This is a genomic window from Facklamia sp. P13069, assembly GCF_050409405.1.
GTDB lineage: Bacteria > Bacillota > Bacilli > Lactobacillales > Aerococcaceae > Facklamia.
On the sequence record NZ_JBNUPN010000002.1, the window covers coordinates 81,113 to 98,088 of the forward strand.

At 38.0% G+C, this 16,976-nt stretch carries 14 protein-coding genes; all 14 read right to left on the reverse strand.

Annotated features, from left to right (window positions below; all coding sequences use genetic code 11):
* Positions 1-190: 190 nt before the first annotated feature.
* The 14 genes from recA to acpP all read right to left on the reverse strand — a co-directional run bounded on the left by recA (position 191) and on the right by acpP (position 16,922).
* On the reverse strand, positions 191-1,252 hold the full coding sequence (gene recA / locus ACQV2T_RS01080; protein ID WP_428874803.1) for a recombinase RecA: 1,062 nt from the start codon (positions 1,250-1,252) through the stop codon (positions 191-193).
* Positions 1,253-1,296: 44 nt separating this feature from the next.
* Complete coding sequence (locus ACQV2T_RS01085; protein WP_428874805.1) at positions 1,297-2,574, reverse strand: competence/damage-inducible protein A; 1,278 nt, start codon at positions 2,572-2,574, stop codon at positions 1,297-1,299.
* A gap of 95 nt (positions 2,575-2,669) precedes the next feature.
* Positions 2,670-3,251, reverse strand: a complete 582-nt coding sequence (gene pgsA, locus ACQV2T_RS01090) for a CDP-diacylglycerol--glycerol-3-phosphate 3-phosphatidyltransferase (RefSeq protein WP_428873737.1) — start codon at positions 3,249-3,251, stop codon at positions 2,670-2,672.
* A 3-nt stretch (positions 3,252-3,254) separates the two neighbouring features.
* Positions 3,255-4,256: a helix-turn-helix domain-containing protein gene (locus tag ACQV2T_RS01095; RefSeq protein ID WP_428873738.1), complete on the reverse strand. Its 1,002-nt coding sequence runs from the start codon at positions 4,254-4,256 to the stop codon at positions 3,255-3,257.
* 81 nt (positions 4,257-4,337) lie between these two features.
* Positions 4,338-5,363 carry a signal recognition particle-docking protein FtsY gene (gene ftsY, locus ACQV2T_RS01100; RefSeq protein ID WP_428873739.1) on the reverse strand — a complete coding sequence of 342 codons (1,026 nt, stop codon included), beginning with the start codon at positions 5,361-5,363 and terminating at the stop codon, positions 4,338-4,340.
* Positions 5,364-5,378: 15 nt separating this feature from the next.
* On the reverse strand, positions 5,379-6,188 hold the full coding sequence (locus ACQV2T_RS01105; RefSeq protein WP_428873740.1) for a Cof-type HAD-IIB family hydrolase: 810 nt from the start codon (positions 6,186-6,188) through the stop codon (positions 5,379-5,381).
* 5 nt (positions 6,189-6,193) lie between these two features.
* On the reverse strand, positions 6,194-9,760 hold the full coding sequence (gene smc, locus ACQV2T_RS01110; RefSeq protein WP_428893128.1) for a chromosome segregation protein SMC: 3,567 nt from the start codon (positions 9,758-9,760) through the stop codon (positions 6,194-6,196).
* A 4-nt stretch (positions 9,761-9,764) separates the two neighbouring features.
* Positions 9,765-10,460, reverse strand: a complete 696-nt coding sequence (gene rnc / locus ACQV2T_RS01115) for a ribonuclease III (RefSeq protein ID WP_428893129.1) — start codon at positions 10,458-10,460, stop codon at positions 9,765-9,767.
* Between the two features lie 147 nt (positions 10,461-10,607).
* Entirely contained in the window at positions 10,608-12,392 is a 1,785-nt protein-coding gene (locus tag ACQV2T_RS01120) for an oligopeptide ABC transporter substrate-binding protein (RefSeq protein WP_428876371.1), read from the reverse strand.
* Between the two features lie 381 nt (positions 12,393-12,773).
* Positions 12,774-13,697 carry an ABC transporter permease gene (locus tag ACQV2T_RS01125; protein ID WP_428873744.1) on the reverse strand — a complete coding sequence of 308 codons (924 nt, stop codon included), beginning with the start codon at positions 13,695-13,697 and terminating at the stop codon, positions 12,774-12,776.
* An 11-nt stretch (positions 13,698-13,708) separates the two neighbouring features.
* Positions 13,709-14,671, reverse strand: coding sequence for an oligopeptide ABC transporter permease (opp4B, locus tag ACQV2T_RS01130; protein WP_428873745.1), 963 nt, complete (start codon positions 14,669-14,671; stop codon positions 13,709-13,711).
* On the reverse strand, positions 14,672-15,634 hold the full coding sequence (locus ACQV2T_RS01135; protein WP_428873747.1) for an ATP-binding cassette domain-containing protein: 963 nt from the start codon (positions 15,632-15,634) through the stop codon (positions 14,672-14,674).
* Positions 15,634-16,644: an ABC transporter ATP-binding protein gene (locus tag ACQV2T_RS01140; protein ID WP_428874815.1), complete on the reverse strand. Its 1,011-nt coding sequence runs from the start codon at positions 16,642-16,644 to the stop codon at positions 15,634-15,636. Before ACQV2T_RS01140 ends, ACQV2T_RS01135 begins: the two co-directional genes overlap by 1 nt.
* A 35-nt stretch (positions 16,645-16,679) precedes the next feature.
* Positions 16,680-16,922, reverse strand: coding sequence for an acyl carrier protein (acpP, locus tag ACQV2T_RS01145; RefSeq protein ID WP_428874816.1), 243 nt, complete (start codon positions 16,920-16,922; stop codon positions 16,680-16,682).
* Positions 16,923-16,976 lie beyond the last annotated feature (54 nt).

The window sequence follows — 16,976 nt, forward strand, 5'->3', positions numbered from 1 at the left end:
GTGGCTTTCCACAACTTTTATAATACTTTTAATCGCAGCCATAGTCAAATAATTCAAAGGATCATTATGACTATTTAGCCTCATATTTTCTGACGCTTTTTTATAAAAAAGAAGACCCTCATTGGATTGAGGGGCCTTTTTAAGCTTTATAATTTGCGTTTTGCTAGTTTTAAAAAAATATCTCAAAAAATTATTTTTTAATTTCTTTAATTTTTTCTAGTGCTTCTTCATCGGCTTCTTCAGAAGTTACTGCCGAATGTCCACCAATTTGATAATGCTGTCTAACTTGTTGATCAATCTCTTCAAAGATGTGTGGGTTATCTTCTAAGAATTGTTTAGCACTTTCGCGTCCTTGACCAATTCTTTCTTCTTTATATGAATACCAAGAACCTGCCTTGTTAATAATATCCAAATCAGATGCCATGTCTACAAGCTCTCCAATTTGCGAAATACCGTAACCATAAACAATGTCGACCATGGCTTCTTTAAACGGTGGTGCCAGTTTATTTTTAACGACTTTAATCCGTGTCCGGTTACCATACACATCACCGCCTTGCTTAAGGCTTTCAGTTCTTCTGACTTCAAGACGAATAGAAGAATAAAACTTCAAGGCACGACCACCAGGGGTTACTTCTGGGTTACCAAACATTACACCCACCTTTTCACGAATCTGGTTAATAAAGAAAGCAATCGTATTGGTTTTGTTAATTGAGCCGGACAATTTACGCATGGCTTGCGACATCAAACGCGCTTGCAAACCAATGTGCGAATCTCCCATCTCTCCTTCAATCTCAGCTCGTGGTACTAAGGCTGCTACAGAGTCAACCACTACAATATCGACTGCTCCTGATGAGACCAAGGCATCTGCTATTTCTAAAGCTTGTTCTCCTGTATCTGGTTGAGAGAGTAATAATTCGTTAATATCAACTCCTAATTTCTCAGCGTAAACAGGATCTAAAGCATGCTCAGCATCGATAAAGGCAGCCAAGCCCCCCTTCTTTTGGACAGATGCAATGGCATGTAGGGCAACAGTAGTCTTACCAGAAGATTCCGGTCCATAACATTCAATGACCCGTCCTCGTGGATAACCACCAATTCCAAGGGCCACATCTAGGGCGAGGGAGCCTGAAGGAACTGTATCAATTTCAACGCTTGTTCGATCACCCAAACGCATGATTGCACCTTTTCCATAACTTTTTTCTATATTCTTTAGCGCTTGATCTAAGGCTTTTTGTCTGTTGGCATCTACCATATTATTTCCTCCGTTCATCAAGGTAATCTTATCTTAACAATTTCTTAGTCCAAACTCAAGTTTTTTGCGAACTTTTGTTCGACTACTCTCTTAATTAATTCATAACCATAATTAGTGGCCAAGTCCCGTACATAGTCACGCCCTCGATTGGGAAGCATGAGTTTCTGCCATTCGGTCGGACGATTTTTACTTGCACAAGCCAGATAGACTTCTCCAGCTGGATGTCCTTGATCAGAGCCCGGACCTGCTACTCCGCTTAAAGCCAGAGCGAGGTCACTGCCACTTAATTTTAAGCATTGTTCGGCCATAGCACAAGCGCATTGCTCACTATAGACTGAATATTCTTCAATTATCATAGGATCAACCGATAACAAATCTACCTTGGTTTGCGCTTGATAGACCACAAAGCCACCCTTTATGACTGTTGAAGCACCTGGAATCTGAGTGAGGCGACTGAGCATTTTACCTCCTGTTAAACTCTCAGCACCAGAAAGAGTGAGATTCAGCTGCTTCAATCGATCAATCAAATAAGCTTCTATAGTATGTTCTCTTCCTTCACCTATGTAATAGTCTTTTAATTTAGCGATTATTTGCTGGGCTGTTTTATCTAATAATTGGTTATTGTCAGCTGTTTTTTCTTGCTTTTGATTCAAGACTAGGCGAATATGTCTAGGCTTAGCATAAATCGCGATTTCCAGCTCTTTTGTTTTTTTAATAATTGGATCTAATATATGGGCCACTTGCGACTCGCCAATCCCATAAAAATTTAAATAGATGGATTTAATTGCTATGGTCTGGTCAATTTTTTCTTTAAAATAAGGTAAAACTTCTTTTTCAAGCATGGCCTTTAACTCACTAGGTGGGCCTGGTAAACATAGGTAATATTGATTAGCATCAGCAGCAAAATATAAGCTGCCACAGGCTAAGCCATCTTCTGTATGAAAACAATACCCCTCTTTAAAGGTTAAAGCTTGTTTATACTCTAAGGGTGAAAGTTGACGATTTTGTTTTTTAAAATAATCTTGAATGTATTGCCATTGTTGAAAATCAACAATTAATTCTTGACCAAGAAAGTGGGCTAAACTTTCTTTGGTTAAATCATCATGGGTCGGCCCTATCCCACCAGCTAAAACAATTAGTTCTGCTCTAGTCGCAGCGATTCTAATTGCTTCTTCAAGTCGCGTTGGATTGTCGTCTACCACTTGTTGGTTGAAAGACAAAATACCTATTGAAGCAAATGCTTGAGCTAGTAGTGCTGCGTTGGTATTAATGGTCTGTCCTTGAACCAATTCGGTCCCCACTGTGATAATTTCTAACTTCATTGCAGGCCCTCCATTTTATATATACCTATTAAAATTAAAAAAGGTGTTTTCTTTAAAAAAAAGCCATCAAAACGATGACTTTTAATGAAAATAATCTACTTAATATCGGTAAAAAGATGTCTCGCTTTATAAAAATATTCTACACCTGAATATACAGTAAAGAATAAAGCAACTCCCATTAAAAAATGTGCCAATGAGAAAGGCAACCATGTAAAGCCAGCATTATTCCAAAGAAAGAACAAAATGGCAAACATTTGACTGAAGGTTTTAACTTTTCCAGGCCAGGCCGCTGCCATTACTTTACCATTAGATTGAGCGAGTAGAACTCTTAAACCGGTCACTAATAACTCACGACTAATAATAATAATAACGATCCAAGCTGGGATGAATTGGTGTTCAACCAACAGGATAAGTGCTGCAATGACTAACAGCTTGTCTGCCATTGGATCCGCAAAGACACCAAAGGAAGTGACTAAATGTAATTTTCGCGCTAAGTAACCATCCAAATAGTCCGTAAAGGATGCTATGGCAAATACGAGCCCCCCAATAAAGTAAGGGGTAGCAAGAGTCGTTCCTAACAGTGTTAGATTGCCCCAATCCAAAGGTAAAGTTAAAAGACAAACAAAGATAGGGATTAAGAATATTCTAAAAACAGTTAAACGATTAGCAATGTTCATAATTTACTCTCCTGATGAATAATTGGGGTCTAATACCGCTGGACCTTCATAAGAAGTTTCTTCATTCTTTTCTCCCAGCTCTTCAATGGCTAGCTCTTCAGTTGAAGAGGCAGTTTCATCTTTAACTTTAAAGATAATAACGCCAGGAACACTCGGATCAGGCTCAACTGTTTTACCGTTGACTATAAATTGAGCCCCTTCTGGATAACCTAATTCCATCCGCACAGTCTTGGTTGTATCATTGGCTTGATGTTCTAAAACTTCATCTTTAGAAATCGTTTGGTCAACTACCATACTTCCTTCTTCATAAATACCGACCCAAACAAAGGCATTTCCTTTGGCACCAAATTGATAATTTTCAATTGGACCTTCTAATTGGTAGGTTTTAATCTCGCCAGCTTGAGAGATTTCAGTAATTACTTCTTTTCCAACTAAAAGCTGGTTTTCCGCTAAGTCTTTTTTGTTATTAGCTTTTTCAGTCACCTCTGGCTCTTTTGTCGATCCATCGACTGGATTAGCCGACGGCTTAACAATTTCTAAGACATCAGCATTATTATTGGTTTGAGCGACTTGATTATCTTCCGTTGAAATCTGACGAATGGTATAAATTAAGATACCGATAATACAGATAATAATTGCTGATAGAATAGCCATGGGAATATAAGAGAGGATTTTCTCCATCCGATTCGATTCATCATTTAAATGACGGCTACGTAACCGACTTGGCATTTCAGCCTCTTCTTCTCTTATCGGACTGCTTTCATTGTTTTGCACTTCCAACTCATTAGCATATTCCTTTAAAAGAGTATCTCCATCTAAACCTACCATATCGGCATACTGTTTCACAAAGGCTCGGGCATAGAAGTTTCCCGGTAGTTCTTCCAGTTGGCCTTCTTCGATCGCTTGTAAATATTTTTTTTGAATTTTAGTCATTTGTTGCAGGGTATTAAGTGTATACCCTTTATTTACGCGTGCTTCACGTAATCTTGTTCCTAATTCACTCATAATTATGACCCCTTCTATCTCTATCATTCACATTATAGCACAGTTAAAAGCCTTGGGTCAGATAAAAGTCCCTAATTAAGTTTAGTTGGCTTCTTTCTCAAGTAAGTCACGAATAAGCGTATACATATATTTCTCAGCGTCAAAAGCTTGTAGGTCACTCGCTTGTTCACCCAAACCAATATATTTAACTGGAATATCTAATTCATGGCGAATAGAAAGAATGACGCCCCCCTTAGCTGTCCCATCTAATTTTGTTAAGACTAGTCCACTGATCTCGGTTGCTTCATTAAATTGTTTCGCTTGAATTAAGGCGTTTTGTCCGGTTGTTGCATCTAAAACCAAGAGAACTTCTTGTACGCCATTCGGATTTTCTCTTTCGATAATCCGTTTCATTTTAGCTAATTCAGCCATGAGATTTGCTTTAGTTTGTAAACGTCCTGCTGTATCAACTAAAAGGTAATCGTACTCTTCCGCATTGGCTTTTTTTACAGCGTCGAAAACTACAGAAGCAGGGTCTCCTTGGTCCGCTCCGATCACTACTGGTATTCCTAAGCGCTCTCCCCAAACATTTAGTTGCTCAACTGCACCTGCTCTAAAAGTATCGGCAGCAGCCATTAAAACCTTATGTCCGGATTGTTTTAAATTATAAGCAATTTTACCGACAGAAGTCGTCTTGCCTACCCCGTTGACCCCCACAAATAAGACTACGGTTGGCCCGTTTGGATTTTCAATTAAATCAGGATTGACTGGTTGGTCTTTTTCATAAATTGCCACCATTTGTTCTAACATAACACGCTTAACATCTTGAGCTTTATGAACATTTTCAGCTTCTACTGCATCACGAATAGCATCCGTTAAAGCTAGAGTCATTTTAAAGCCAACATCGGCTGAAATTAAGATTTCTTCTAGATCATCGTAGAATTCATCATCTAATTCGCGCCAAGAAGTAAATAAATCCGTGATGCGGTCAGAAAAGGATTTACGTGTTTTTTCCATCCCCTTATCATACTTCTCAAAGACAATCTGTTCTTCTTGGTCTAAAACCTCTTCTTTTACAACCTTATCTTCACCTGTGAAAGCACGTTTGATGCGATCAAATAATCCCATATGACTTCCTCCATTCTATTGAATAAATTGATAAATTGCATGAGCGACACCTTCTTGATCATTGGATAAAGTAATGAAATCAGCCCTCTGCTTTAAAGTCTCTGCGCCGTTTCCCATCACCACTCCAAGACCAGCAAATTCAATCATGCGCTCATCATTCATCTGATCTCCTATTGCCATTATAGCAGAAGGTTGAATATTTAACTGATCAGACAACTTTTTTAAAGCATTTCCTTTATTGACTCCCGCTTTCATAATTTCTAATTGGAAAGGATGGGATCTTGATAGGGTATATTGACTGACAAGTTCTTTATTTAACAGTGGAATTTGCCGCGATAAATGGGCTTCATCAATCGTGACCACAAATTTCATAAAACGATGGGCTTCATCAAAATCATTAAAATCAATTTTGGTATGGGGGGCTGTAGAAACATTGCCCACATAAAAACTTTCATAACCTTTTGGGTAAGTTAAGGGTTCATAAACTAAATCCTGGTCTAGAACGTTTAAAGGTAAATTTAAAGTTGTTAACTCTCGATACCATGAGTGAAGATCTTGGCTGCTTAACTCTTCTTGTATTAAGACTTGCCCATCACTAATTCTTTGGACAAAGGCACCGTTATATAGAATTAAATAATCATCCTCACTTTTTAAGCCGATTTGATCGATTAAATGATGCATGGTTGAATAAGGTCTACCTGTACATATTACGACTTTAACGCCTCGCTCTTGAGCGTAATCAAGTGCTTCAAGGTTTTTAGCTGTAACTTCTTTGGAACTATTTAATAAGGTTCCATCTAAATCGATGGCTAGTAATTGAATCATTTTATCTACTCCTGATGGTCTAATGCTACAAAATCATTCATTTTCACCGCTGCTAGTTTAGAAATACCGGTTTGTTCCATAGTCACTCCATATAGAATATCGGCATATTCCATGGTCCCTTTGCGGTGGGTAATGACAATAAATTGCGTTTCTTGGGTAAAGTTTTGAATGTATTCCCCATAACGGTAAACATTGGCATCATCTAAAGCTGCCTCCACTTCGTCTAGAACCACAAATGGAACGGTCTTTGTTTCCAAAATAGCAAATAATAAAGCAATGGCCGTTAAAGCTCTTTCGCCTCCTGATAAGAGGGCTAAGTTTTGCTTACGCTTACCGGGTGGTTGAGCAATAATATCGACACCGGTAGTTAATAAATCGGTCGGGTCGGTTAATTCTAACTTGGCCTTACCGCCAGCAAATAAACGAGTGAAGGTCTTTTGAAATTGATGGTTAATAGCTTGAAAGGCTTCTTTAAAGCGACTACCCACTTCTGAATCCATTTCATCAATGGTATTATTTAGCTGCTCCATAGCTGTTAACAGGTCATTTTCTTGCTCAAATAACAATTGATAACGTTCATCCACTTCTCGATAGTCTTGAATTGCTGCTAAGTTGATAGGTCCTAATTGATCAATTTCCTTACGCAACTTTTTAACCACTTCTTTTACCTGAGCAACAGATTCTACAGGCTGGGCTAATTGAGTAGCTGCTTCGAACGACAAGGCGTAGGTTTCATTAAGATAGAGTAAATCTTGATCCATCTGATCTTCATATCTTTCAATCTTGGCTTGGCATTTGGCCTCTGCTTGGTATTGATATTGAAGCTGATCTTCGCTATTTTTTAAGGCCTGCTGATGACTCCTTAAACTTTCATTTAAACTCTGGCGGTCTTGGCGTAGAACGCTTAAATCAGCGTTGACTTGGTCTAAATCGCCTTCTGCTTGGCTTAAATCCACTTTAAATTGACTGATTGAATTTTCTAAGTTTTGAACTTCATTCCAGTCACTTTCTTCTAACTGTTGACTGGAAGCAATTAATTCTTCTAAATTTTGTGCTTGCTTAATTGCATTTTGCAGGCTTTCTCTTTTTTGTTTGGTTTCCATTTCCAAAAGCGCTAAATTGGTTTTGCTTTCATTCAAGTCGGCTTGAAGTTGTCCAATCTTCATTTGTTTTTCCGATTGAGACAATTGCATAGATTGAATGGTTTGATGGACTTCTTCAATTTTAGCCTTTAGAGCTTGTAAGTCTTGCTCAGCTGCTTGAAAATCTTGGTGAGAAGCCTCAAAATCTTGAGTCATTTGCTTGAATTCATCGGTTAAAATCAATAGATGTTTATTTTTTTGATCTCGCTGTGACTGTATATTTTCAATTAAATTCAGCAATTTTTGGTGGTCTTGACTAAGTTGTTGGTAATCTGATAAAGCTTTTTGATAAGCCGTTTGAAATTGCGAAACCTTCTGATCACACCTTTCAAAAGTTGCCACTTGTTCTTTTTGACTCTTTTTTAGTTCTTTCAACTCTTTTTCAAGGCTTGCAATCTCTTGAGAGCGCCCCATTACAGATTGTGACTTATGCTTATTTCTTCCCCCTGTAACAGAGCCTCCAGGAAGGATCAAGTCGCCTTCAAGTGTTACGATTTTTAACTGTTGATGGCTAGCCTTAGCAAGTGACTGGGCATTTTCAAGTGTATCAACAATCACTGTAGACCCTAATAACTGCTGAATCACTCGCTGATTTTCTGCTTTATAAGAAACTCGTTCACTAGCAATCCCCACCACACCTTGGTTTTGTTGGAGTAGCTCTTGGTGATGGGCCTTTAGGGTCCGAGCTTTCATATTACTTCTTGGTAAAAAGGTGGCTCGTCCGGCTCTTTTATTTTTTAAAAGTGATATGGCTTGCTTAGCAGCTTGGTCATTTTCTACAACAATATTTTGCAAACCAGCTCCTAAAGCAATGTCGATAGCAACTTGATCGTTTTTTTCAACTTCGATTAATTCGGCTACCGTTCCAATGATTCCTTGTAGTTGATCACGGTGGTTCATCACGACTCGGACTCCTTGGTAATAGCCGGCATATTCCACTTGCATTTGTAGCAAGCTTTGATACTTGGAGTGGAGCATTTGGATTTGGTGGTCTGCTTGGTAGATTACTTTCCTTAATTGATCACGATTGGCTTGGGCTTGATCCAATGCTTGGTGGGCCTTTTCCCCTTCAGTTTGAAGGCTTTCTAAGTCTGCTTTCACTTGTTTTATTTGATCGTGATAGCTAACTTCTTGGTCTTCAAGAGCTTGGATTTGAATTTGATTTTCCTTGATTTGGTCTTGATAGCTTTCCTTGCGTTGATCGAATTGTTGGCTAAATTTATCAAATTGTTGCAAGCGATTCTTTATAGCCGACTCTTGACGATAATAGTCAATCAATTCTCCCCTTAACTGATCTAACTCTTCATTCTTTAGCGCTTGAAAGTCATTAAGTTGTTGATTATATGCTTTTACTTCTTCTTTTGCTTTTCGAATACCTTCTTCTAATGAGTTTAAATTTTGATTAAGGGCCTCTTGTTGTTTTTGGTGGTCAACCCATTGATTTTGGTAGCGATCTTGATTTAGTTTTCTTTCTTGACTGGATTGATTGGCATAAAGCGTTTTTTGCTGAAACACTTCAATTTGGCCCTTTAATCTCTCAATCAATTGGATAAGTTTTCGACTTTCCATCTCTTCTTGATCAATGCTTTGATTTATCAAGTCTAATTGGTTCTGTTTATCATCGATTGATTGCGAAAAAGTTTTTTGATCATTCTTAACTCGGTCTAATTCAGCTTTTATTTGTTGGTAGTGGTCCTTGGCTTGTTGCCATTTAGCTTTAAAGTCTTGTATTTGAAAGGTATATAAGGATATTTCTTCTTCTTTCAATTGGGCCGCTTTCTCTTGGTAGGTCAAAGCCTTTTCTCTTTGTTCTTTAAGTGGCTGCAGTTGATTTTTTAATTCATGTAAAATATCCCTGACACGGTTCAAATGGTCTTGTGACCGCAGCAATTTTCTTTGAGCTTCTTGTTTGCGGTATTGATATTTTTGTACACCAGCTGCTTCTTCAAAAATTCCTCGTCTTTCTTCTGGTTTACTTAAAAAGATGGACTCGACTTTACCTTGGGAAATCATGGCGAAAGAATTTTTACCTAAGCCTGTATCCAACAGCAAATCAGTGATATCTTTTAAGCGAACATTTTTTTGATTGATAAAAAAATAACTCTCACCATTACGGTTATATTGACGCGTTATCGTAATCGTTTTGGGGTCCATATCAATATAACGATCCTCATTATTTAAAACCAAGGATACTTTAGCAATATTGACTGGCTTTCGATCGAGTGAACCATTAAAGATAACATCTTCCATCTTGTTACCACGCAAGGATTTAGCCGATTGTTCTCCTAAGACCCAACGAATGGCTTCAGATAAATTCGATTTACCTGAACCGTTGGGACCGACTATTGCTGTCATGCCCTGATCAAAATTAATGACTGTTTTATCAGCAAAAGATTTGAAACCAGTCATTTCGATTCTTTCTAAATACAAACAGCTACACTCCTTTTTGAAGATGGTGAATGGCTTTTTTAGCGGCCTTCATTTCTGCTTCTTTTTTACTTTTGCCACTGGCCTTAGCTATTAAGTCGTTTTCTAAATACAGCCCAATAGTAAAGGTTTGTGCATGAGAAGGTCCTTGGGTTGCTAGGAGACGGTATTCAATCTTAACTGTTCCCTTGACTTGAACCATTTCTTGGAACTTGGTCTTATAATCTTGCACGGTTAGTGTCAAAATTTCTTGATGGTGATCAAAGAGGACACTACTCAGAAAGTTTTCAACCATATCCATACCAGTATCCAAATAAACTGCCCCCAAAAAGGCTTCAAATGTATCTGCTAAAATGGAATCTCTTTCTTTACCTCCCGACAATCTTTCCCCCTTACCTAATTGGATAAATTGAGGAAAGTCTACTTGTCTAGCTAAATAAGCCAGGCTTGGTTCCCTGACGAGCTGAGCTCGCATGCGTGAAAGATCTCCTTCAGGCTTATGGGGGTATTGTCCATATAAAAATTGACTAACCAGAATCTCAAGCACAGCATCGCCTAAAAATTCTAATCGTTCATTGGACTGAATTAAGTTCTCACCTTGCTCATTAATATATGACCGATGGTAGAAAGCTTGCTGAATAATCTTCTGGTTAGTAACTTTAATTTTTAATTCTTTTTCGATGTGTTCTATTAACTGATGCATGGCTTCGACTCCTATCAAATATACACTGATTTTACCAAAAATCCCTTGATTACACAAAGTCATTCAGCAATACAAAAATGAAATACCGTATATAAATAAAAAGATCAAGCAAAGCTTTGCTTGATCTTCATCTTTTAAAATTTTAAATTATTCAGCAATTGGACTTTCAGCAGTTAAGCCTACTTGTGTCCAATCAAGATTTGCTCCAATTTCAACATCCCAATTCGTCACACGCTTATTAACGGCTGTTAATTCATATCTCCAAAGCGTTGGAATAACAGGAAGCTCTTCATGCATAAATTCTTGCCAAGCGTAGAAGGCTTTTTGACGGTAGTCATCATCAAACGATTCGTCTGATTCAATATCCGCTAATAATTGGTTATGTTCTTCATTCACATAGCGACTGTAGTTGAATTGTGCTCGTTCACCAAATAATCCATTTGGATTTGGATCGCCACCAGTACCAAAAGCAGCTTGGAAAATATGTATTTCTGGATCATCCTTCTTAATACGTTCATAGAAAGAATTAAACTCTAGTAATTGTCCATCTAATAGCTCTACAGGAATACCGACTGCGTTCCATGCTTGTACATAGTACTGAGCCAATGGAGCAGCTGTTTCACCACCTGACATTGAAGCGAAGTTCAAGGTGAATTTCTCGCCATTAGGATCTTCCACTAGACCATCACCATCCACATCCTTAAAGCCAGCTTCTGCTAGAATTTCCTTAGCTTTTTCTGGATTGTATTCATAGGCCTTAACGTCAGGATTTAAGTATTCTACAAAGTTCGGTGTAATCATTGAGTCTGCAGCACGACGCAATCCTTGATAGAATTCACGGCCGACTGAATCATTATCCATGGCATAAGCCATCGCTTGACGAAGAGCTTTATTGGATGTAACTAATTCAGGATCAAATTCGTTTTTACCTTCTTCTTCATTCCATTTACCCATCTTGAAGCCAATGTATGTATAAGCATTCTGCTCATAACCAATGGTAGTAAAGTTCGTTGCATCTTTATAAGTATCATACTTATCAGTTGGTAAGGTTGCAATATCAAAATTACCAGCCTTTAATTCAGCAACAATTGAATTAGGGTTGATGACATTCATCGTCATTCCATCTAATTTAGGACGCCCCTTATAATAATTTTCATTTACAGTATAAGTGACTGCTTCACCTGGTGTCATTGATTCCACCTTAAAAGGTCCAAAGCCTACTGGTTTCTCACGTACAGGTGCAGAGTCTTCCATATCAGCTACTTCGATACCTTCAAAGACATGCTCAGGTTCGATATAAGAAGAAATTCCTCCACCAGCTTGAACCATTGAGTTCGGAAAAGCCTTATAAGTAACGGTTAGGGTATAATCATCGACACGTTCCAACCCAGAAATTTCCTCGGCTTCGCCGTTATGATACTCGTCCATTCCTACCACATTCTCAAAATCGCTACCATAACGAATGCCGGTATAATCAGGGTGTCCTACTACATAGTAAGGAAAAATAACGTCATCTATCGTAATCGGTTCGCCATCATCCCACTTAACTCCTTCTGGGATTGTGATAGTTACTTGTTTATTTTCAACATCCATTTCCACTTTGGCAAAACCGGAATCATCGATCTTGAAGTTATTGTCGTAGCCGTATAGGCCAGGGTTAAAGTAACCAATTACGGTTGCATCTGGGTTTCCTGTGTAAAACATATTATTGAAGACACCTGCAAATGCGGTATCGGAAACAAAGGCTACCTTAAGTGTTCCACCCTCCATGACTTCACCTTCATGCTCTACAGAAGTCGAAATGTCCGGTGCGGGGGCTCCTTCTCCATCTGCTTCCTCAGCTTGGACCATAGGTAGGGAACTCAATACCAAGGAACCGATTGTCATTGTTGTCATAAACTGTATAAGATGTTTTTCTAATGATTTTCTCATACTAAGCCTCCTCTAAATGTGATAATCCTATCATATAGAAATTATATGATTAAATCAAGTCTTTTCTAATTTTTTTTTAATATTTTTATCTTTTTCTAATAAAAACAAGCTTTATTAGGGGTTTATTTATGAAAAGTTTCCAAAGTTCACTTGTCTTAAAGGTTTTTCATGAAAGTGTCTTTTCATTATTTTAAAGCTTATGACCCAACTAGTAATTTCTAGCAGAAAAATCTTTTGATTTTTATTTAGCACTTACAAGATATATTAAAATTTCAAAACAAAAACTTTTCTGTAAGATTAAAATTTTCTCATAAAAAAGAGCCCCACTTCTTACTCATCGCTTAACGCTAAAGTAAATAAAGGGTATAGCTCTTAAAATTTTTATCCTCTTCTTTGTTTTGAATCTGCTACACGTTGAAAAGCCTGTCCGATATAGTTAATTGATAACATCATGATCAATACTAACAAGGCAGCTGGCAACCAAACCCACCATTTATTTTCAATAATATCTGGTGTTCTAGCGTAACCAATTAGCGTTCCTAAAGAAGGCGTTCCAACAGGCAAACCAAAGCCCAAGAAAGAAAGTCCTGTTTCTAAACCGATATTACCGGCAAAGGATAGGGTTAAGTTGGTGATCATTAGCGAAGAAAGATTCGGTAATAAGGAGCCGAGCATAATTTTCCAATCTCTAGTCCCCATGGTTTTTGATGCCTTGATATAATCCTTGGATGCTTCTGATAAAGAAGCCGTTCGAATCAAACGGGTCTGCCCCATCCAACCAAATAAAGATATAATCCAAATCAAAGTCCAAGGGTCGAAGCGTTTAACGATTGTTACGACCGCAATAATAATCATGATTCTCGGTAAAACGATTAAAAAGTCTACCACACGCATAATAAAATCATCCACTCGACCCCCATAATAACCGGCAATCAAACCAATAATCGTCCCAAAACCTGCTGTTAATATAGTGACAGCCCAAGCGATAATTAAGGAATTTTTTGTTCCTAGTAAAAGCTGTTCAAAAATGCCTTTTCCACCCTCATCGGTACCTAAAAGATAGCCTTTTTCGCCTGGCGGTGTAAAGCGGTCAAAAATGTTAACTATGCCTGCAGCATCGGAATCAATAAAGAATGCTGATAAGACAGCCGCTACGACAATAATTAATAAAAGAATTAATGATAAAACAGCAATTTTATCACGTGCAAACTCTCGACGAATAACTTCCCAACCCATCGGTGGAGTGGAAACTTGGTCTTGCAATAGTTCTTCATTTACTGTTACCTGTGTATTATTTTCAGCCATTATTCCACCTCCTATTTAATTCGAATTCTAGGGTCAACAAAAACCATAATGATGTCTGATAATAACGAACCTAAAAGGGTTGTAAATCCGTAGATCAATGTAATAGCTATCATTACAGAAAAATCACGTAAAGCGATTGATTCGACAAATAATTTTCCCATTCCTGGATAATTAAAGACTGTCTCAGTGAAGACAGATCCGCCTAACAAACCAGTGATGGTAAAGCCTAAAAAGGCAGCAATTGGTAGGATTGAATTCCGGAAGATGTGCTTGCGATAAACAACATTTTCTGGAACGCCTTTAGCCTTAGCTGTGCGAACATAATCTTCCGTTTTAGCATCAATGACTCCTGTTCTTAAGTATTGAATAGTAGAGGTTGTTGATAAAAGTGCCATTGTAATAGCTGGTAAAATAATGTGTTTAAATCTTGACAAAGCAAAATCAAGCGTTCCAGGCTCAAGACCCGGGTCTACTGTTCCAGTTGTAGGGAACCAGCCAAGAATATAACCAAATAACCAAATCATAAATAAACCCAATACGAAAGATGGAATAGCATAAGTTACAAAGGTATATAAGTTAACGGTTTTATCAAAAACGGAATTTTGATAACGACCAGAAAACAGACCTAATGGTAAAGCGATTCCGTACGAAATGATCACTGTTAATAAAGATAATTGTAAGGTGGGCCAAACTCTTTGACCAATAATCTTTAGAGTCGGTTGACGGTGATGCCAAGACCGTCCCCAATCACCTTGAAAGATACCAGTAATCCAATCAACATAACGCTCTGGCCACGGTTTATCTAGTCCTAGTTGCTCCCGCATGGCTGCTATTTGAGCAGGGTCCACATTTGGATCTTGTAAACCCGTCAACGCATCCCCTGGCATCAAAGCAGCCAAAACAAAGACAATGATACTTAAAAGAAAAATTTGAGGAATCATTAAAATGACCCTTCTTAAAATCGTCTTCCACATTTATTTCACTTCCTCTCTTTGAGCAAAGCCGACTTCTTTTAAAGCCACTTGGTGGTGATCATTAATCTTCTTCAGATCATAGACCCGTCCACTTTCCTCAAAATATTGACTGGCATTTTCATGATATTCTTTCTCCACTCGGAGACGCTCTATATGGTGCTCTCTTCGATTGTTTGGATCAACATGCGGTATAGCTGATAAAAGCCTTTTAGTATATATGTGTTGAGGATTTTTATAAATTTCATAATTAGAGCCATATTCAGTAAATCTTCCACGATACATAATGGCCAATTCGTCAGACATGTGTTTCACCACGCCTAAATCATGCGAAATAAACAAGTAAGAAACATTAAATTCTTCTTGAATACGTTTCATAAAGTTTAAGACTTGAGCTTGAACCGATAAGTCTAAAGCTGAAACTGGTTCGTCAGCAATGACTAATTTAGGGTTCAGCGCAACAGCTCTAGCTACCCCGATTCTTTGTCTTTGTCCTCCTGAAAATTCATGCGGATACTTGACTAAAGCTTCTGAAGTCAAACCGACTATTTCTAAGAGTTCACTTGCTTTTCTCTTTTCTTCTTCAATCGTTAAATGGGTGAAATTACGCAAGGGCTCCGCCATAATATCTAAAATCCTCTTCTTCGGATTAAAAGAAGAATATGAATCTTGGAAGATCATCTGAACATTGCGCCGATAATTTGACCTGCGACTGGATGCAGCATTCGAAACGTCTTCCCCTTCATAGATAATTTTACCCTCGGTCAATTTTTCTAAACCGATAATAGCTTTCCCAATAGTTGATTTACCTGAGCCTGATTCACCCACCAGGCCATAAGTTTTTCCTGCCTCAAAACTTAAGTCCACACCATCCACTGCGTAGACATGGTCAGTGATACGGTTAAAGAAACCGGATCGAATTGGATAGTGAACCTTTAAGTTTTCAATTGTAAGAAATTCTGACATTAGTCCACCTCCTCAGTGAAATAAAAGTGTTCATGACAAGTACAACGTACCCAATGTTCTGGTTTTACTTCATGGAGAACTGGATGCTCTTCATGATGTTCTTCAGGAATCCAAGGAATGCGAGGAGCAAAACGACAACCTTTGCGTTCTAAACGGTTTAATGGAGGTACAACCCCATGTATTACATGTAGATCGCCCTTTTCATCAACTAAATCATTGGATTGCGGAATGGACTTTAAGAGTGAGCGGGTATAAGGATGTCTCGGATCATTGAAGAGTTCTTCGACACTTGCAACTTCAACAAATTGTCCTGCATACATAACTGCTACTCGATCAGCCGTCTCTGCAACTACTCCTAAATCGTGAGTAATCAAAATAATTCCTGATTCGGTTTCCTCTTGAATTTCATTCAAAAGATCCAAAATTTGTGCTTGAATAGTTACATCTAAAGCAGTTGTCGGCTCATCTGCAATAATTATTGGTGGTTTACAAGATAATGCAATGGCAATGATTACTCTCTGACGCATTCCACCTGATAATTCATGTGGATATTGCTTGGTCATTCTTTGAGGGTTTTCAATACCTACTTGGTCGAGTAATTCAAGTACGCGCTGAGTTCGTTGTTGTCCATCTAACTTGGTATGATAATACAAAGCTTCTTCAATCTGCTCACCTACTGTCATTAAAGGGTTTAATGACGCTAAAGGGTCTTGGAAGATCATGCCAATATCATTCCCGCGAATTTTGTCATAATCTGATTCATCATAATTAACGAGATTATCACCCTTGTAATTAATTTCCCCGGTAATTTTTGTATTCATGCGATTGTGTAAGCCTATGATTGAAGTGGCCAGGGTTGATTTTCCACAGCCTGACTCCCCAACAATGGCTAACTTTTCATTACGCGCTAGGGTAAAAGAAACCCCATCGACAGCATCGAAATACTGGTCTTTAATGCGAAAACCAGTGTGCAAATCTTTAACTTCTAATAATATCTCTTTTGATTCCATTTGAGGCCTCCTTTATCAATGACTATGACATCCATTTATTTTTCTGATCGTAATTGGTCGATATAAGAAACGGCGTCCTTAATATCTGAGAGCTTTTCAATTTTTTCATCTTCGAATTCTATATCAAATTCTTCCTCAATCCCCATCACGAATTCCACCATATCTAAAGAATCGGCGCCTAGGTCTTCAAAGGTTAGATTTTCAGTTACTTGATCTTCAGTAAGATCAAAATGCTCTACTAATAAAGTTTTAACTTTTTCAAATGTTTCTGTCTTCAAATTTTCCACTCCTTAATTAAAAAGTTATACCACAATGCCGGTTATATTATAATA